Genomic DNA, 19,311 nt, shown 5'->3' with positions numbered 1-19,311 from the left:
CCCCGCCCGGCGGGCGGGTGGGGCGGGGGGGCCGGTGGGGCCCCCCCCCCCGGCCCCACGTCCTGTTCCGCCCGGGCGCCGCCGGGCCGGACGGCGGTCACGTCCGGCCGCCTATCGGATGATGCGGTAGCGCAGGTGCGTCGCCGCCGGGGTGGGCAGGACGTCGACGGGCTCGAGCTGCACGTGCCCGCCGGGGAGGTCGGCGAACATCCGCGTGCCGCCGCCCAGCAGGACCGGCACCAGGTGGATCTCCATCTCGTCGAGCAGCCCCGCGTCGAGGTACTGCCGCCCGACGTCCGCGCCGCCCATCACCGTGACGTCCTTGTCGCCGGCGACGGCCTGCGCCTGTGCCAGGGCGCTTTCGAGGCCGTCGGTCACGAAGTGGTACACCCCGTGCTCCGGTTGCCCCGCGGGTGCCTCGTGCGTCACGACGAACACCGGCCGCCGGGCCGGTCCGCTCGGGCCGTCGGCGCCCCACCACGGCAGCGACGTGTCGTAGGTCCTGCGCCCGGCGATCACGGCACCGAGCCCGTCGACGGCCGCGGCCAGGTACCGCTGATTCGTCGCGTCGGTGCCGAAGGCCCATTCCTGCAGCCGTTCGCCGCCGTCGCCCATCGGGTTCCCGGGCGTCTGGTTCGCCGCAGTCATGTAGCCGTCCAACGACATGCTGATGACGAAGATGACCTTTCCCATGACCTCGCTCCTTCGGTCGTGTCGGGCCTGTCCTGACCCGTCCACCGTGCCGAGGCGGGGCCGGTGCCGCATCCGTGGCCGCCACGGATCCGCCACGGATCCGTGACCACCATCGGGGTGCACGGCGGCGGCCCGCACGATGCGGGACCATGGCGGGATGGACCGGCCGGAGATCTCGCCCAGGGAGGCCGAGGTGCTCGCCGCCGTCCGGGAACACCTGTCCAACGCGCAGATCGCCCACCGGTTGCAGCTCTCCGTGCGCACCGTGGAGAGCCACGTGTCGTCGCTGCTGCGCAAGCTCGGGGCCGGCGACCGGCGGACGTTGGCGCGGATGGCCGGGCCGGCCGGCGGGCCCGCCCCGGCCGCGCCACGCCCCAGCGGCATCCCGGGCAACTGGACCACGTTCGTGGGACGCGCCCGCGACGTGGAGACCGTGCTGGACCGGATCGGCCGGGCCGGCCTCGTCACCCTGCTCGGCCCGGGCGGGGTCGGCAAGACGCGGCTCGCGGTGGCGGTGGCCGAGGCCGTCGCGGCGGACCGTCCCGGCGGCGTGACGTTCGTCGACCTGGTCCCGGTCCGAGCCGGTTTCGTGCAGCCGGCGCTGGCCGGGGCGCTGGGCGTGCTGGAGCGTCCGCCGCGCTCCCTCGCCGACGCGGTGATCGACCGGCTCCGCACCGAGCGGCCGCTGCTGGTGCTGGACACCTGCGAGCATCTGGTCGACGAGGTCGGCCCGGTCGTGGAGCGGATCCTCGCCGACTGCCCGGGCGTGACCGTCCTGACCACGAGCCGGCAGCGGCTCGGCGTGAGCGGCGAGCACCTCGTGCTGGTGGCGCCGCTGCCGGTGGGCGGCGACGCCCAGCGCCTCTTCCTGGACCGGGCGCGGGCGGTGTCGCCGGACTTCGCCGCCGACCCGGCGCTGCTCGCCGAGATCTGCGCCCGCCTGGACGGCGTCCCGCTGGCGATCGAGCTGGCCGCCGCCCGCTCGGCGTCGCTCGGCGCCGAGGGCCTGCTCGCGGCGCTCGACGACCGTCTGCGGCTGCTCACCGGCGGACGGCAGGCCGACGCGCGGCACCGCTCCCTGCACGACGTGCTGCAATGGAGCCACGACCTGCTCGACGAGCCGGAGCGGGCCATGTTCCGCCGGTTGTCCGTCTTCGCCGGCGGCTTCGACCTGACCGCGGCCGCGGCGGTGGCGCCGCAGCGCTCCCGCGGCGAGCTGACCGACCTCATCGGCCGCCTCGCGGACAAGAGCCTCCTGACCCACCGGGTGGTCCCCGGCGGGCGGAGCCGCTGGCGGCTGCTGGACACGGTCCGCGCGTTCGGCGAGCAGCGGCTCGCCGACGCCGGCGAGGCCGCCGAGGTCCGCCGCCGGCACCTGGACTGGGCGGCCGCGACCGCGCAGGCGCTCGCGCCGGACGACCCGGACGACCCGGGCGACTGGGTGACCGCGTTCGACGAGGTCGTCGACGACCTGCGGGTGGCCCTGGCGCGGACCGGTCCCGCGCCGGACGGCACGGCGCACCGGCTGGCCGCCGGGCTCGCCCGTCTGGCGTTCGCCCGCGGGTACTTCGCCGAGGCCCGCGAGCACTACCAGGCGGCAGCCGTCCGGGCCGGCGACGCCGTACAGGCGGTGCGTGATCTGCGCCGGGCCGCCGACGCGGCGGTCATCGTCTCCGACGGGCCGGCCGCGCTGCGTCTGTTGCTGGAGGCGGCGGAGCGGGCCGGCGCGACCGGCGACGCGCGGGCGACCGCGCTGGCGCACGCCGTCATCGTCGCCGTCCGGTACGCGGCCGACTTCGCCGCGCCGGTGACCCGGCCGGTCCGTGCGCGGCTGCTGCGGCAGGCGACCGAGGCGACCGACGGCACCGACCAGGCGACCGCCGCGGTGCTGGCCGCCGCCCGGGCATGGCACGAGCTGAGCGGGCCCGCGACCTCGGCGACGCTCGCGCGCATCGCGGTGCGGGCCGCCCGCCGGACCGCCGACCCGGTGCTCGTCGCGCTGTGCCTCGACGCCCTCGGCACCGCCGCCGTGCAGATGGGCCGCCCGCTCCGGGCGCACCGCGTGGCGGAGCTGCGGATCAAGGTCGTGTCCGCCTTGGCCGCCCACGATCCGGCAGGCGCCGCCGAGATCACCGACGCCCATCACGTCGCCGTGTCGGCCGCCCTGGCGGCGGGGGACCTGCCGGCCGCGCGCACCGCCGTGCGGCGCGCCCAGGACGATGACCCGGCCGGCGGCCATCCTTACCTGGCGGCACCGCGCCTGATCCGGGTGCTCGCGCTCTCCGGCCGGTTCGACGAGGCCGTCGAGGCGGCGCGGACCCTGTGGGACAACTGGGTGCGTGACGGGCGTCCGGTGATGGCCTGGATGTCGTCGGCGCTGGCGGCCGTCGCGCTGGTGCACGGCCTGCGCGGCGACGGGCAGGGCGATCTGTGGCGCTCCCGGGCGCTCGAGGTGGCCGGTCACGACGACCCGCGGCACTCGGGCGACCTCGCGGCGGTCATCGCCTTCGCGGACGCGCGGACCGCGGTGCACACGGGCGACACCGACCGGGCCGCCGCGCTGGTCGAGCGGTGCACCGCCGGGTTTCCTGAGCGCTGGTGGGAGGGGTACGCGCGGGCCGCCGGGGCCGAGCTGGCGGTCCTGGCCGGCCTGCCCGACGCCGCCGGGACGCTCGCCCGGATCGCCCCGGTGGCGTCGGAGCACCGCTGGGCCGCGGCGGTCCTGACCCGCGCCCGGGGGCGCCTGACGGGCGACCCCGCCGTCGTACGGCAGGCCCTGGCGCAGTGGGACCGCCTGGACTCGCGGTTCGAGCGGGCCTGCACGCTGGTCCTGCTGCCCGGCCAGGAAGCGGCCGGGCGCGGCGAGCTGACCGCCCTCGGCTGCCCACCACCCGGCCGCGCCGGTCGTGCACCATCGGATGACGGTCCATGAGCCGGCCGGGCCCGGGGGCCTGCTCCACGCTCGCCATCGGCGCCGGCACGGCGAACACCCGACGGAGGCACTGCGGCGCAAGCGACCTGCGCCGGCGACAGGCATGACCGGTTCGGCACCCGATCCGGGCGGGGGCCGGTCTCAGCCGTACAGCTCGACGAGGGCGTTGCCGATCGAGGCCAGCTGGTCTCGTACGCCGGGAGGGCCGGTTATCTCGAGCCACTCGACCATCCCGGCGAGCTCGCCGGCGAGCGCGTACTCGTTGTAGCCGCGGATCACGACCTCGATGCGGCCGTCGGTCGTGGAGCCTCCCACCTCGAGCCGGTCGCCGAGCATCATCCGGAGCCGGCCCATCCCGCTGGGTGTGCACACCGCCTGGATCTCGAGGGGTGTCCGCCTGCGGTCGACCGCGTCGGCGATCTCGCGCCAGCTCTCGGCAAGGTCGAAGTCCTCGGGTCGGTGCACGGGGTCGCCGGTCGGCTCGGCGGACGACACGCGGTCGATCCGGAAGGTGCGCTGGCCGGCGTCGGTGCTGGCGACGAGGTACCACGACGGACCTTTGGCGACGATGCCCAGCGGGTGGACGGTCCGCTCGGTTTCGGCGCCTGTGCCGTCGACGTAGCCGAGCCGCACCTGGACGCCGCGGATCACCGCGTCCTGGAGTTCGTCGAGGAAGCGGGGTGGTCGGGGCTCGATCCGGCTCGACCCCCATCGTTGCGGGTCCGTGACCAGCGCCGACGCTGCCGCCTCGGCCTGCACCCGGAAGGGCTCCGGCAGGGCCTGGACGAGCTTGCGCAGCGCTGCCTTCACGGCCGGCGTGGCGGCCGAGGCCGGGCCGGCGACCAGGAACAGGGCGCGGGCCTCGCTCGCGGTCAACCCGGACAGGTCGGTGCGGGCGCCGCCCACGAGGCGCCAGCCGCCGCCCCGGCCCTGCATGGAGTACACCGGCACGCCGGCCATGGCCAGGGCGTCGAGGTCGCGGCGGGCGGTGCGCTCGGAGACCTCCAGCTCTCGGGAAACCTCTGCCGCTGTCACCTGCTCGCGCTGTTGCAGCAACAGGAGGATGGCCATCAGTCGGTCGGCTCGCACCCCGGCAACACTTCCACAGAAACCGGTCATGAGGTGACCGGTTTCGGTCGGCAGGATGGCGACATGACCTCACCGGCGAGTCCCGCCACTCACGACCGTACCGACCCTCAGCCGACGTTCCCCGAGCCCACTCTTGTCGCAGTGAACGGTGTGGAACTCGAAGTCTTCGAAGCGGGCCGGGAAAATGCAGGAAGGCCCATCGTGCTCTGTCACGGCTGGCCGGAGCACGCCTATTCCTGGCGGTATCAGGTGCCCGCCCTCGCCGCAGCGGGCTACCACGTCATCGTCCCGAACCAGCGGGGGTACGGCAATTCGTCCCGCCCGACCGAGGTGACCGACTACGACATCGCACACCTGTCGGGTGACCTCGTCGCACTGCTCGATCACTACGGATACGACGATGCCACCTTTGTCGGTCATGACTGGGGCGCATTCGTCGTCTGGTGCCTGACCTTGCTGCACCCGAGCCGGGTCAACAAGGTGATCAACCTGAGCGTGCCGTACTTCGAGCGCGGAGAAAAACCCTGGGTCGAGTTCATGGAAGAGGTGTTCGGCGGCGACTTCTACTTCGTCCACTTCAATCGGCAGCCGGGCGTCGCGGACGCCGTGTTCGATGAGAACCCGTTCCAGTTCCTCCGCAACATGTACCGCAAGAACGAGCCGCCCAGGGAGCCTCAGCCGGGCATGGCGTTCATCGAGCTCGCCAGGGCGGAGACCCCACTCGGTGAGCCCGTCATGAGCGACGACGAGTTGGCCGTCTTCGTCGCCGCCTTCGAGACGTCAGGGTTCACCGGCGGCATCAACTGGTACCGGAACCTCGACCGAAACTGGCACCTGCTGGCCGACGCGGACCCGATCATCCGCCAGCCCGCCCTCATGATCTACGGCGACCGCGACGCGGTCGCGAAGTCGGAGAACCTGGCCGAGTTCGTGCCGAACGTGGAAGTGGTCAATCTCGACTGCGGCCACTGGATCCAGCAGGAGAAGCCGGAAGAAACAACCCAGGCGATGCTCAAGTGGCTGGACCAGCGGGATGCCGCCTGATTGACCGGGTCGGCGTGCGGTGGCGGCGAGGCGGCCACCGCACCCCACACCGGTCAGTTCACCAGCAGGTCGACGCGGTTGAACGTCCCGACCTCGTGGCCGCCCGCCGAGGGAAATCCGTTGCGAGTGGCCGGTATCCGACGTCTGCTTGTTCGGCCACCAATCACGGGAGGGAACATGACGCGCGGGTCGCTGCCCACTCCTACGCTGCAGACCGCTCGCCTTCGACTGCGTCCGTTCGGCGACGCGGATGCGAACGACCTCTTCGTGCTGCACAGCAGCGCCCATGTACTGCGCTACTGGGACGCGCCGCCGTGGAGCGAACCCGCGCGCGCCGAGCGGTTCATCGCGGCTTGCCGGCAGATGGCGGAGGAGGGCACCGGGGCGCGGCTGGCCGTGGATCGTGTCTCCGACGGGGCGTTCATCGGCTGGTGCAGCCTGAACCGGTGGAATCCGGACTACCGCAGCGCGTCGCTGGGCTACTGCTTCGACGATGCCGCGTGGGGCCACGGCTACGCGACGGAGGCAGCGCGAGCGTTGCTGCGGTGGGCGTACGACCTGCTGGACCTGAATCGCGTCCAGGCCGAGACCGATACGCGCAACGTGGCATCGGCCCGCGTGCTGGAGAAGCTCGGGTTCGTGCGGGAAGGGACGTTGCGGGAAGACTGCGTCGTGAACGGCGAGGTCTCCGACTCGTGGGTCTACGGGCTGATCAGGCGAGAATGGCGACCGTCGTCCGAGCCGGATTCCGCCCGCTGACTTCTTGCGGCTTCCGCTCCTGCCGTGCTCGCCGACTGGGCGGAGCGTTGACCTCGCTCCGAACCGCTGCTGAAGTGGTACGACGTGACCATGCATGACGATCAGGTGGATGTGACGGCCGAAGCTGTCGCCGCGTTGGTCGGGGAGCAGTTCCCGCAGTGGAGCGGCCTGGAGATCCGCCCGGTGCGCTCGACGGGAACGGTCAACACGATCTTCCGCATCGGGGACGATCTCGCGGCGCGCTTCCCCATGCGGATGGCCGATGCCGACACCGTTCGATCGGCTCTGGTACGGGAATCCCGCGCGAGCGCGGAGCTGGCGCGGGTCTCGCCGTTTCCCACCCCCGAGCCCATGGCCCTGGGGGAGCCCGGCGCGGGCTACCCCATGCCGTGGTCGGTCCAGACCTGGCTGGCGGGAACACCCGCCACGGACACCGACCCGAGCGGGTCGGAGGCCTTCGCGGAAGACCTCGCGGCCTTCATCGCGGCCCTGCGAAGGGCCGACACCGGAGGCCGGCGCTTCAGCGGCTCGGGGCGCGGCGGTGAGCTCACCCGCCACGACCCCTGGATGGAGGAGTGCTTCCGCGAGAGCGAGGGGCTGCTGGACGTGCCACGACTCCGCCGCATCTGGAGCCGGCTGCGGCGGTTGCCGCGCGAGAGCGACGACGCGATGAGTCACGGCGACCTGATCTCCGGCAATGTGCTGGTCTCGGCCGGCCGCTTGGGCGGCATCCTCGACGGCGGCGGCTTCGCCCCGGCCGATCCCGCGCTCGACCTGGTCGCCGCCTGGCACCTGCTCCGAGTACATCCCCGGCAGGCGCTGCGGCGCTCCCTTGGCTGCGGCGACCTGGAGTGGGAACGCGGCATGGCCTGGGCCTTCGTTCAGGCCATGGGTCTGGTCTGGTACTACGCCGGCAGCAACCCGTCGATGAGCACGATGGGGCGCCGGACGCTCGACCGCATCGTGGCATCGGCCCTGTAGTTCGCCTCCGCGGGCCTGGCCTGGGTGGTGAACGGCTACCTGCTCACCTTCGCCGGCTTCATGCTGCTGGGCGGCCGGGCCGCCGACCTGTTCGGCCGGCGCCGGATCCTGACCGCCGGACTGGTGCTGTTCAGCGCCGCGAGCCTGGTCGCAGGCGTGGCGGCCCTACCCGGCGTCCTGGTGGCGGCCCGCGTCGCACAAGGCGTGGGAGCCGCGCTGCTCGCCCCGGCGACGCTGGCCGTGATCAACACCAGCTTCACCGAGGGCCGCCGGCGCGCCCGCGCGTTCGGCGCGTGGTCGGCCGCCGGCGGTGTCGGCGGCATGGCCGGCGCGGTCGCGGGCGGCGCCCTCACCACCGGCCTGTCCTGGCGGTGGGTCTTCCTGATCAACGTGCCGATCGGCGCGGCGGCCATGAGGGCGCTGCCCGGCACCCGGACTGCCCGGCGGGAGAGCCTCGACATCGCCGGCGCGGTCACCGGCACGGCGGGTCTGGCCGCGCTGATCTACGGGATCATGCACAGCACCGACCACGGCTGGACGTCCGCGACGGTCGTCGGGCCGGTCGTGGCGGGCCTGCTCCTGCTCGCCGTCTTCCTCGTGGTGGAGGCACGGTCCGCCACCCGCCCGATGCTGCCCCTCCGGCTGCTGCGCCTGCGCGGGGTGGCCGTCGGCAGCGGCTACCTCACCGGCATCCTCGGCCCCACCCTGTTCATCGCCACCGGCATCGGACTGACCTTCCCCACCCTCATGGCCGCCACCACCGCCGACGTGCCCGGACGCGACGCGGGAACCATCGGCGGCCTGGCCCAGACCGCCAGCCAGGCCGGCGGATCGCTGGGCCTGGCGGTGCTCGCCACCGCCGCCACTCGGACGTCTGCCGGTGACAGCTCCCCGGCCGCCCTCGCCGCCGGCTACGACCGCGTCTTCCTCATCGCGGCCGGACTCGGACTGGCCATCGCGGCGGCCTGCCTGCTGCTGCCACGGCACCGGCCCGACAGCGAGAGCCGATAACGGCAACAAGGACCTGCCCGCACAAGCAGCGGGCTGATGACACACCGCCAGTCCGGCTCGTCGGCGTAGGCGCGCCGGACGGGCACGCCGGGCGCGAACAGTTCACGTGGCAGGCCGCGCAGCGCGGCGATGACCCGGTCGGTGCGGGCGGCGCCGTTGCGGACGAGCCGGTCGCCGGGCTCGTGACGCAGCTGCTCGGCCGACGACTCAACGGGCGGGTCGGCGGGGTCGTCGTGGCGGCTCCGGGTGGTCACGATGGGCGCCCTACGGTGCCGCCGGCCGGCGCCGAAGGCATCAGCGTACCTAGATAATACGTATTATCGTCTTGACTGCCCGGAGTGCGCCCACCACCATTCGAGAAACACGCCGGTAACACACAGCGGCAGGAGAGCCACATGGCGTATTGCTACGACCAGCTGGCACCCGCCACCGTCAGCGGCGTGACCGTCCATTGTGGAATCCCCGGTTCCACTGTCGAACCCCTGCTCGATCTCCACCGTTCACCGTTCACCACCCGGACGGTCGGTCGTGCCTGTCGAACGACCGCTGCCCGCGGCGCTGGTTCGCCCGCCGCGTGGCGTCGACCACCGTCCACCAAGGGAGAAATTCTGTGACATCTCAGCGCCTCGTCCGCCGTACCGCCTGCGCCGCGGCCACCGGACTCGTCACCGCCGCCCTCGCCGCGACACCGGCCACGGCCGCGTCGGCCGACACCCCGTTCAGCTTTCCCAGCTTCACCTACGTCGGCACGGCGTTCGACAAGAGCCAGATGAAGTACAACCCGACGAACGAGTTCATCTTCCCCAGCGTCATCCGGGCGGCGGACTACTTCGCGCACCCGCTCGGCGCCTACTACCTGTACTACGCGCCGCACGAGAAGCCGGGCGGCATCTCCCTGGCCTACTCCGACTCCATCAACGGCCCCTGGACCGAGTACCAGGCCAACCCGCTGGTCTCCAACACCTGGCTGCCGTACTACGACACGGTCAGCCACATCTCCTCGCCGCACGCCATCTGGGTCGAAGGCGAGCAGAAGCTGTTCCTGTACTTCCACGGCGAGAACTCGATCACCCGGTACGCCACGTCCGACGACGGCATCCACTTCGAATACGGCGGCGCGGCAGTCCAGCGCGACGACAGCACCGGCCGCGAGACCTCGTACGCCCGCGTCTTCGAACAGTCGATTCCGCGGCTCGGCAGCCGATACCTGATGCTGTTCATGGACAACCCGATCAACGCGCTCCCCGGCCCGACCGGTCCAGTAGCGCGGCGCATCCGCTGGGCGGTCTCCACCGACGCCCGGAACTGGACGATCCAGCCGCAGCCGATCGTCACCCCGCAGGGCGACGAGGCCCCCAACGCCTCCGGCCCGTTCTTCCTGCGCTGGCAGGGCCGTAACCTGGTGATCTTCCACGCGTCCGACGGCAACATGCACGCGGTGGACGTCGGCGAGAACTTCGACCAGGAGACCCACCTCGGCATCGTGCACGACGCGATGGCGGCCGCGCCGGACCTGGGCCGCTCCGCCGCGCCGACCTTCTACTTCGACGGCACCACCGTCCACATGTACTACGAGGCCGGCGCGCGGCTCACCGCCACCATCGGGCACGCGGTCGCCACGCTGGACGCGCCGCTGCCGGACCGGCAGCTGAACTGCACGGTCGACCAGCCGCGGCTGTGGCCGCCGAACCACCGCATGGTCGATGTCAACGTGAGCGTCGACCTCCCGGACGGCGTCCTCGGCCCGCGCGGGTTCCAGCTCGTCGACGTCACCGGTGGCGACCCCGCCGACGTGGCGGGATTCGCACCGGGGCAGCCGTCGCTGACCGGGCAGCTGCGCGCCGAGCGCGCCGGCAACGGCGGCGACCGGGTCTACACGCTGACCTACCGTGGTCACGACGAGATCGGCCGCGCGGCCGGCTGCACCGTCACGGTCACCGTTCCACACGACCAGGGACAGGGCCAGTGAGCGCCGCCGCGATGCGCCCGGGTCGGTAAAGATCGGGGTTTGAGCAGGCCCGGCGCACGGGCCTGCTCAACCGGTTGTTGACGGTCGCCGCGGTGGTGGTCATCGCGGCGGCCGGCGTGCTGCTGTACGTGGCGCTGGGCCGCGGCGGGCCGCGCAACGCGACAGCCCTGGCGACCGTCGGCAGCTACCTGCAGGCCCTGTCGGACAATGACCGGGACGCCCTCACCGAGCTGGCCGAGCCGTACGGTCGCGGCGCCACCACCGGCGAGAGGGCGATGGTCGACGCGCAGCTCAAGCGGTACGGCGGCAAGCGGGTGCTGGTCGAGTCGCTCACGTTCGTCAACGCGCTGTGGACGACGAGCGGCGGCGCCTGTCAGGCCGTCTTCCGTGGCGTCATCGGCGGCGAGCCGGCGGGCTTCGTCGTCGGCATGCAGCTCTAGCCCGAGGGCGGCTGGCAGGTCACGTCCGTCGACGAACAGTTCCCGAAGCCGGACACCCCCGACGGCACCTGAGCGGTCTCGCACCGGCTCCCGCGACCCGGGCGGCGAGGCCCGGGTCGTGGCCAGGAGGCGAAGTACGCGTGCAGCTCTGCGGCGCCGGCTCCCGGGGCCTCCATCGCGGCGAGGGCCGGGTCGATGTACGTGAGCCGGTAGCGCTCCAGGGCCGCGGTGAACAGCCCGTGCTTGCTGTCGAATGCCTGGTAGAGGCTCGACCGGGGCAGGCCGGTGGCCTGCTCGAGGTCGGCGAGGGACGTCGTTGATGCCTGCACCGTTCCTGCTGAGCACCCACCGCGCCGCCCAGCACCGGCTGGCGGTCGACGGCGGACAGCTGGCCTACCTCGACCTCGGCCCCCGCGACGGGCACCCCGTCCTGCTGCTGCACGGCACCCCGACCTCGTCCTGGCTCTACCGCGACGTCGCCGCCCGGCTGGCCGCCGCCGGGTTCCGCGCGATCGCCCCCGACCTGCTCGGCTACGGCGCCAGCGACAAGCCCGCGGACCACAGCCTGTACACACCGCACCTCCAGGCCGAACGCATCGTCGCCATCCTCGACCACCTGGGCCTCGCGCAGGTGACGATGGCTGTGCACGACCTGGGCGGCCCGGTCGGGTTCGAGATCGCTGAGACCAGCCCCACGCGGATCGCCGGCCTGGTCGTCCTCAACACCACTGCGTACGCCGACGCGTTCCGCCCGCCGCTGCGGCTGCGCATGCTCGGCGGACCGCTCGGCCCGCCGATGCTGGCGATGATGGCCGCCCGCGTCAGCGACGGCAACCACGGCTGCCGCCTCACCGCCGCGTCCGGTGCCACTGCCGGCGCCACGGCCGCTGTGCCGTCGACGTTCACCGCACTTTGACCGCGAAATTCACCACAATTCCGCAGTCCTATTTTGAAAATCGGCGTATGTCGCTGAGATGCAGCATTTCCGCCGGCGCGACGTGAGGCTTTGGCCGGGATTGCTGGCGACGTGTGCCACGACGGGCGACATGTACGATTTGCGGGCCCGAACGGTGATTTGACACGGCGCCCGGCCGCCGAGGTGGTCGCGGATTGCGAACCACGCAACCACTGTGCGCGAATACTCCCGGGCGCCGGTTACTCTGCGACATCGGCGCACTTCGAAGCTGTGAAACGGGACTCCCGGCGCCGGCGGTGCCCGTACACATCGATCATTCCCTCTTGACAGAGGGATCACGCACCCCCATTCTCTGGTGGCAACACGACATCACTACGGGGGTTTTGTCGATGGGTCGAATGCTGCGCGTGTCCAGACGCGTTTCGGCGGGCGCATTTACGCTCGCAATCGTGCTGACCGGGACGGTTGCCGCGGCGGCACCCGCGAGGGAGCCTGAGCCGAAGGTGGCCGCGCCGCCGGGCGTCGTGGACGTCGCGGCGGCCGCGCGGGCCAAGGGACTCTCGGCGGCGGAGCTGGCGGCGTCCGAGCGGGCGCGCACCACCGGCGTGCGGGTGCCGGTCGACTCGCTCACCACCGAGACGACCAGGGTGTGGGCGCTGCCGCAGGGCGGGTTCCAGGCCGAGATCGCCGGCGCCGTCGAGCGGTTCCGGCGCGACGGGCAGTGGGTCGAGGTCGACCTGACCCTGCACCGCGGGCCGGACGGCTCGATCGCACCCGCCGCGCACCCGGGTGACCTGCGCATCGCCGGCGCCCGCAAGGAGACCGGGGAGACCGACCTCGCGTCGGTCACCGCGGCCGGTCAGCGCGTCGGGATGCGGTGGACCGGTGCGCTGCCGGAGCCGGTGCTCGAGGGCGCGAAGGCCACCTACGTCGAGGCGCTGCCCGGCGTCGACCTGGTCGTCGAGGCCACGCGTACCGGCGTCGAGCAGTTCCTGATCGTGAAGAGCAGGGCCGCGGTCGACTCGGTGCGCCGGGTCACGGTGCCGATCACCGGCCCGGGGATCGCCTCGCAGGCCCTCGCCCCGGACGGGTCGCTGGTGTTGCGCGACACCGCCGGCAAGGACGTCGCCTACGTGCCGGCGCCGCAGATGTGGGACTCCCAGTCGCCGCTGCCGTCCGGCGAGCCGCGCCGCAAGCAGCGGATCCGGCCGTCCGTGCAGCGCCGCGGCGCGGGCGTGGACGTCGCCCTGGACCCGGACACCACCTGGATGCTCGACCCGCAGACGGTGTTCCCGGTCGTCATCGACCCGGTGCTGACGCCGGCGCCGGCCGTCACCTTCGACACGTACGTCCGTGAGGGCGACAGCACCACCCACTCGACGGCCGGCGATCTGTGGCTGGGGTACATCAGCGGCAGCCGGAGCCGCAGCTTCGTGCACTGGGACAGCGCCGCGCTCATCGGCAAGCAGATCACCGCCTCGACCGTGTCCTTCTGGAACTGGTGGTCGCAGTCGTGTACCGCCGCCGGATGGCAGATCTGGCCGACCGGGCCCGCGTCGGCGTCGACGAACTGGGCCAACCAGCCGGTCTGGTACGACGCCGACCCGGTCCTCGTGGGCGACCAGCCCGCCGCGGAGTCGACGGAGACCGCCGGCTTCAGCAGCGCCTGCGACGACAACTGGGTCAACATCAGCGGGACCAAGTTCTTCCAGTACGCCGCCGACCATGCGTGGAGCACCGCGCCGATGGGTGTCCGGGCGGTCGACGAGACCGACACGAACGCGTTCAAGCAGCTGCGGTCGATCGACAACACGTCGGGCACCGTGTACCCGAAGGCGACCGTCACCTACAACTCGTACCCGACGGTCAACGCCCGCTCCACGACACCGGCCACCGCCTGTGTCACCGGCTCCGCCCGCCCGGCGATCGCGACGAGCACCCCGACGCTGTCGGCGACCGTCGGCGACGGCGACGGCAGCGCGAACGCCGTGACCATCGCCTGGACGAAGGTCGGCGACCCCGCGATCGTCGGCCAGGCCAGCTTCGGTTCGGTCGGTAACGGCGCCACGGTCAACGCCGCCGTCCCCGCCGGGCAGCTCGTCGAGGGTGGCCGCTATCAGTGGCGGGTGTCGGTCAACGACGGTGCCGCGGTCACCTACTCGTCGTGGTGCGAGTTCAGCGTCTACGTGACGGTGCCGCCCGTCGAAGGATGCCAGAACGGCGTGGACGGCGACTTCAACGGCGACGGCGTCCGGGACACGGTCATCGGTGACCCGAAGGCCACGTACAACGGCCTGCTCAGCGTCGGCGTGGTGCACGTCGTCAACGGAGGCACCGGCGCTGTCACGACGCTGCGGCAAGGCAGCGGCGGGATCCCGGACACGCCGGAGAGCAGCGACGAGTTCGGGCGGACGCTGGCCATCTACGACGCGAACCGGGACGGTTGCGCGGACCTGGCGATCGGCGCACCGCTGGAGGACGGCGAGGGAGTGGTGGACTCCGGTGCCGTCTTCCTCGTGTACGGCGCACCCGGCGGGCTGGGCACCGGACCGGCGACGCTCATGATCGAACAGGGTCGGGCGCTCGGACAGAACCAGGGCACGGTTCCCGACAGCCCGGAGTCCGGCGACTGGTTCGGTGCCGCGTTGAGCGCCGGTCAGACCAGCACCGGCGAGGCGTTCCTCATCATCGGCGCGCCGGGGGAGGACACCGGGAGCGGGCCGCTCGACACGGGCAAGGTGCACTACCTGCGGGGCACCGTCAACGTCGCGTTCGACGGTGCGACGGCCGGCGCGGGCGCCGGTCCGCTCGGTGTGGACGACCGCCTCGGGTTTGCGCTCGCCTCCTCGCCGTACCACTTCGCGGTTGCCCGGCCCGGTCGCAAAGGCGCCGGTGACACGGAGTTCGCGGGATCCGTCTGCGTGTTCGACCACACGTTCAGCGGTGCGCTGCCGGCGCTGCGCGGCTGCATCGACCAGGACAGCACGGGAGTGTCCGGCGTCGCGGAAGCCGGTGACCAGTTCGGCAAGTCGATCGCCATGGTGCCGTTCCGCCCAGTCGGTGCGCCGGCCGGTGTCGCCGACTCGCTGCTGGTGGTCGGCATCCCAGGCGAGGACGTCGGGACGGTTGCCGACGCCGGCGAGGTGCAGCAGTTCCTCGTCACCCCGGCCGGGATCTCCGAACTGGCGAGCCTGAACCAGGGTTCGGCCGGCATCGCCGGGGACAACGAGGCCGGCGATGCCTTCGGCGAAGTGGTGGTCGCGGTCAACCTGAACCCGGCGGCGGAGGCGTCGGCGACGAGCGTGCTCGTGGCGGTCGGCGGACCGGGTGAGGATCTGAGCGCCACGGACGCCGGCGAGGTCCGGGTCTTCGCCGGCGGCACGACCGCGGTCGCGGACACCACGGTCTACCGCAAGGCGGCGTCGTTGCCCGGCGCACCAGGCAACCGGGAACTGATCGGTGCCTGGCTCGCCGCGAACCAGCAGTACCTGCTGGTGCCCAGCGCCTACGGCACCAGAGCGGTCTACGCGATCCCGTGGACGGCACTCATCGCCGGGACAGCCGTACCGACGGTCACGTATCAGCCAGGGGTCAACGGGCTGCCGTCCGGTGCTGTCGCCTTCGGCATCGCGGTCGGGTGAGGACGTTGACGCACATCACGGGGGAACGAACGATGCGTAACTCGATCAAACGGGCCGGATGGCTCGTCACGCTCACCGCGATCGTCCTGGCCACGGCCGCGACCGACGTGGCCAGGCGCCCGGAGCCGCCCGCCGTGACGCCGGCGGAGGCGCTGCCGCAGTGGACACAGCAGCAGGCGTACGTCGCGGCCAGCCGGACGGGCCGCCCAGTCGAGGTGACCGGGCTGCGCGACGAGCGCCGCGAGGTGTACGCCAACCCTGACGGCACCCTGACCCAGGACATCCACCAGCAGCCGGTGCGGGTCCGGCGGGCCGGGAAGTGGGTGACCCCCGACGCGACGCTGGTGCGCGTCGCCAACGGCTCGGTCGCCCCCAGGGCCGCCGTGACCGACCTGCGCTTCTCCGGCGGCGGCCCGGCCGGGGCGGAACTGGCGAGCATCTCCCGGGCCGGGCGCCGGTACGCGATCAGCTGGCCCGCGGCGCTGCCCGCGCCCACCCTCACCGGCGACACCGCCACCTACACCGAGGTCCTGCCCGGCGTGGATCTGGTGCTGCACGCCAGGCTCGACGGCTTCTCGCACGTCCTGGTGCTCAAGACCGCGGCGGCCGCGGCCGAGCTGACCGAGGTGACCTTCGGGCTGCACACCCAGCTGCTGCGGGTCCAGGCGGCGGCCGGCGGCGGCCTGTCCATGGTGGACGCCGGCTCCGGCGCGACCGTGTTCGAGACGCCGACCCCACGCATGTGGGAGTCCGCGCCGCCGGGCGCCTACTACGACGGCGACCCGACCCTCAGCGCCCCCGACGGTGCGCGCGCCTCGAGGCTCGCGGTCCGCCTCGGCGCGGACAGCCTGACCCTGGTGCCCGACCGGGACCTGCTCGGCGACCCGGCGACCCGGTTCCCCGTCTACCTCGACCCGTTCGTCGCCGGCACGTCCAACGAGTCCTGGGCGATGGTCGATTCCGGGTACCCCACCGACGAGTACTGGAAGTTCGCCGGTGACGCCGACGAACGGGTCGGCTACTGCCCGGTCGGCGTGGCCGGTCAGGTCTGCAACAGTTCCCGGATCAAGCGCCTGTTCTACGTGCTGCCGACCAGTTTCGCCGGCATGACGATCCTCGACGCGAAGTTCCGCGTGACGCAGCAGCACACCTACGACAGCACCCCGCGGGCCGTGTCGCTGTACCGGGCCGGCAGCGGCGGCGCGCTCATCACCTCGGCCACCAACTGGGGCAACATGCCCGGCGGCAGCGGCATGGCCGGCTTCGTGAAGCAGCAGACGATCTCGCCGACCGGCACCACCGGCTGCGAGACCGGAGCGACCCGCAACGTCGAGTTCAACGCGATCGAGGCGGTGCAGACCGCGGCCACGTACGGCTGGAGCAAGACCACCTTCCTGATCCGCACCGACAACGAGTCCAGCTACCTGCACCTGAAGCGGTTCTGCAACAACGCGGTGCTGTCGGTCACCTACAACCGTGCGCCCTACCAGCCCGCCGCGTCCGCGTTGACGATGTCGCCCGGCGGTGCCTGCGTCACCGGTACATCCCGGCCGTACGTCAGCTCCCTGCCGCAGCTCAAGGCGACCCTGACGGATCCGGACACCGCCGATGCCGAGCCGCTGACCGCCGAGTTCAAGGTGACCTGGACACCGGCCGGCGGGTCGCTGCAGACCAAGTCCTGGACGTCACCGCAGCTGGCGAACGGCTCGACGTTCACCTACAACCTCGCCGACGTCGCCACCGGCACACCGTCGTTGCCGCAGAACGTCGTGACCAGGTGGCAGGTCAGGGCCAGCGACGGCACGGCGACCGGGGCATGGTCACCGACGTGCGAGTTCATGCTGGACACCACGCGACCCAGCGGCCCGGACATCGACTCGGCGGAGTACCTGCCGAGCGACGCGCCGGACACGACACCGTCCTGTGTGGAGAGTGCCACCTGGATGCCCGGTGTCGGGCGGTACGGCACGTTCACCTTCGACTCGGCCGCGACGGACGTCAACGCGTACCGGTACGGCTTCGACACCAACCCGCAACCGGCCAACCAGCTGACCCCGGCCACCGACGGCGGGCCGGTGACGCTGCGCTGGCTGCCCACCGGCGAGGGCCCGCACACCGTCAACGTCGTTGCCGTCGACCGGGCCGGCAAACAGTCCGACATCTCCAGTTGCACGTTCCGGGTCGCGGCCGGCACCGGTCCGGTCGCCGAGTGGCGCCTCGACGACGCCGCCGGCGCGACCGCGGCGCTCGACACCGCCGGCGGCCATCAAGCCGTCGCCGGTTCGGCGGTCGTGTTCGGGGTCCCGGGTCCGGGTGGCGCGGCCGACCGGGCCGTCCGGTTCTCCAATTCCACCAGCAGCTACCTGGCCACCACCGACAAGAACTTCTTCGACACCGGCCGGGCGGTCACGCTGAGCGCCTGGGTCCGAATCACCGACCGTCTCCGGTACCAGGTGGTGCTGTCCGTCGACGGCAGCGCCGAGTCGACGCTACGGATCGGCTACAACCCAGCGGGCGGAGGCCGATGGTTCGCCACCGCCCCGAGCAACGACATCAACTCCCTCGGCAGCTGGACCGTCAACGGTCCCACGGTGGTCGAGCACAAATGGACGCACCTCGCCGTCGTGTTCGATCCCGTGCAGCAGACGATGAGCATGTCCGTCGACGGCGGCGCGGCCGTCTCGGCGCGGCGCGGGTTCGCCTGGACCGCCCGGGGCGCAGTGCAGATCGGCCGGCGCTTCATCCGCCCCGGCGTCTACGGCGACTCGTTCACCGGTGACATCGCCGACCTGCGTGTCTACGACCGGGTGCTCACGGCGGGTGAGATCACCGGCCTGCCGCACCAGCTCACCAGCCGGCTCGGCTACTGGGACCTGGACGGGGCAACCCTGATCGACGACCAGCCGCCGCTCGTCGGGCGCAGCTCCGGCTACGGACCGACGGTCGAGCTGGAGCCGGCGCTCGAGCTCGGCCTGTACACCGGCGCCACCCACTACCGGCGGCTGTCGCCGGAGGAACCCGGCTACGACCCGTTCGCGCCGTCGCCGCTGGTCGGCGACGGGCACCTGGTCCTGGACGGCGGCACCGGCTACGCGGCCACCACCGGTCCCGTGGCGGTGACCGGCGGCAGCTTCAGCGTCGCGGCCCGGGTGCAGCTCGCCACCGACTGCACCACCGCCCCGATGACGCTGCTGTCCCAGCCCGGCGCCCACGCCAGCGGATTCGACGTCGGGTGCGCGCCAGACGGCGCAGGCGGAGCCAAGTGGCGGGTCGTCGTGCCCGGCACCGACGACAACGCGCCGGTCACGGTCGTCGCCACCGGCGACGCGCTGCGGCCCGACCCGTCGGCGTCGGGCGGCCAGTTCCTGGTTGCCACGTACGACGCCGTCTACCGCACACTGCGGCTCTACGTCGACGGCACTCTCATCGGCACCGCGACCGACGTGCCGACGACGTGGGCGGCCGGTGCCGGCGGGCTGCAGATCGGCCGGGCGCTCGTCGGCTCCACCTGGACCCAGCAACTTGCCGGCATCGTCGACGAGGTCCGCGTCTACACCGGCGTCCTCGACCCGGTCACGATCATGCAGCTCAACGTTCCCAACGCCGTCCCCGACCTGTGAGGGCCCTCCGTGCCGCCGCCGCGCTCCGCGCGGCGGCGCACCGCCGCGAGCGAACTGGCCGAACTGTGAACCGACCGACCGCCGTTGGAGGCACGATGTCGTCCGCTCCCTCCGCCTGGGCCCGGCGGCTGGCCGTCCCGGCCGCCCTGGTGCTGCTCATCGGTGGCGTCCCCCAGCCGGTGTCGGCGGCCCCGGTGCGCCGCGCCGCCTGCCGGG

Annotated in this window: 13 protein-coding genes; 10 read left to right on the top strand and 3 right to left on the bottom strand. The window is 72.6% G+C overall.

Annotated elements, in window-relative coordinates:
- Positions 1-111: 111 nt before the first annotated feature.
- Positions 112-693: a dihydrofolate reductase family protein gene (locus AB0J72_RS57190; RefSeq protein ID WP_363417126.1), complete on the bottom strand. Its 582-nt coding sequence runs from the start codon at positions 691-693 to the stop codon at positions 112-114.
- Between the two features lie 157 nt (positions 694-850).
- On the opposite strand from AB0J72_RS57190, the gene AB0J72_RS57185 reads away from it, so the two are divergent.
- Complete coding sequence (locus AB0J72_RS57185; RefSeq protein WP_363417123.1) at positions 851-3,625, top strand: LuxR C-terminal-related transcriptional regulator; 2,775 nt, start codon at positions 851-853, stop codon at positions 3,623-3,625.
- A gap of 141 nt (positions 3,626-3,766) precedes the next feature.
- Here the strand turns inward: AB0J72_RS57185 and AB0J72_RS57180 are convergent, their stop codons facing one another.
- A complete protein-coding gene (locus AB0J72_RS57180; RefSeq protein WP_363417120.1) occupies positions 3,767-4,696 on the bottom strand; it encodes a WYL domain-containing protein in 930 nt (309 codons plus the stop codon).
- Here AB0J72_RS57180 and AB0J72_RS57175 point away from each other — a divergent pair.
- The 6 genes from AB0J72_RS57175 (at position 4,673) to AB0J72_RS57150 (ending at position 10,918) form a co-directional block, all read left to right on the top strand.
- Positions 4,673-5,758, top strand: a complete 1,086-nt coding sequence (locus tag AB0J72_RS57175) for an alpha/beta hydrolase (protein ID WP_363417117.1) — start codon at positions 4,673-4,675, stop codon at positions 5,756-5,758. The two genes, AB0J72_RS57180 and AB0J72_RS57175, sit on opposite strands and share 24 nt — an antisense overlap.
- Before the next feature lie 177 nt (positions 5,759-5,935).
- On the top strand, positions 5,936-6,517 hold the full coding sequence (locus tag AB0J72_RS57170) for a GNAT family N-acetyltransferase (RefSeq protein ID WP_363417114.1): 582 nt from the start codon (positions 5,936-5,938) through the stop codon (positions 6,515-6,517).
- A gap of 90 nt (positions 6,518-6,607) precedes the next feature.
- On the top strand, positions 6,608-7,498 hold the full coding sequence (locus tag AB0J72_RS57165) for an aminoglycoside phosphotransferase family protein (RefSeq protein WP_363417129.1): 891 nt from the start codon (positions 6,608-6,610) through the stop codon (positions 7,496-7,498).
- Positions 7,499-7,522: 24 nt separating this feature from the next.
- Positions 7,523-8,509: an MFS transporter gene (locus AB0J72_RS57160; protein ID WP_363417111.1), complete on the top strand. Its 987-nt coding sequence runs from the start codon at positions 7,523-7,525 to the stop codon at positions 8,507-8,509.
- 610 nt (positions 8,510-9,119) lie between these two features.
- Positions 9,120-10,478, top strand: coding sequence for a hypothetical protein (locus tag AB0J72_RS57155; protein ID WP_363417108.1), 1,359 nt, complete (start codon positions 9,120-9,122; stop codon positions 10,476-10,478).
- 92 nt (positions 10,479-10,570) lie between these two features.
- Complete coding sequence (locus AB0J72_RS57150) at positions 10,571-10,918, top strand: hypothetical protein (protein WP_363417106.1); 348 nt, start codon at positions 10,571-10,573, stop codon at positions 10,916-10,918.
- Here the strand turns inward: AB0J72_RS57150 and AB0J72_RS57145 are convergent.
- Complete coding sequence (locus tag AB0J72_RS57145; protein WP_363417103.1) at positions 10,915-11,247, bottom strand: TetR/AcrR family transcriptional regulator; 333 nt, start codon at positions 11,245-11,247, stop codon at positions 10,915-10,917. The two genes, AB0J72_RS57150 and AB0J72_RS57145, sit on opposite strands and share 4 nt — an antisense overlap.
- On the opposite strand from AB0J72_RS57145, the gene AB0J72_RS57140 reads away from it, so the two are divergent.
- The 3 genes from AB0J72_RS57140 (at position 11,238) to AB0J72_RS57130 (ending at position 19,095) form a co-directional block, all read left to right on the top strand.
- Positions 11,238-11,834 carry an alpha/beta fold hydrolase gene (locus AB0J72_RS57140; protein ID WP_363417100.1) on the top strand — a complete coding sequence of 199 codons (597 nt, stop codon included), beginning with the start codon at positions 11,238-11,240 and terminating at the stop codon, positions 11,832-11,834. The genes AB0J72_RS57145 and AB0J72_RS57140 overlap by 10 nt on opposite strands.
- Positions 11,835-12,283: 449 nt before the next feature.
- A complete protein-coding gene (locus AB0J72_RS57135; protein WP_363417097.1) occupies positions 12,284-15,475 on the top strand; it encodes an integrin alpha in 3,192 nt (1,063 codons plus the stop codon).
- Between the two features lie 32 nt (positions 15,476-15,507).
- Entirely contained in the window at positions 15,508-19,095 is a 3,588-nt protein-coding gene (locus tag AB0J72_RS57130) for a LamG-like jellyroll fold domain-containing protein (RefSeq protein ID WP_363417094.1), read from the top strand.
- The last annotated feature ends 216 nt before the right edge of the window (positions 19,096-19,311 follow it).

It is taken from the genome of Dactylosporangium sp. NPDC049742, assembly GCF_040674675.1.
In the GTDB taxonomy this organism is placed as follows: Bacteria; Actinomycetota; Actinomycetes; order Mycobacteriales; family Micromonosporaceae; genus Dactylosporangium; species Dactylosporangium maewongense.
This window is presented reverse-complemented; position numbering and strand designations above follow the sequence as displayed.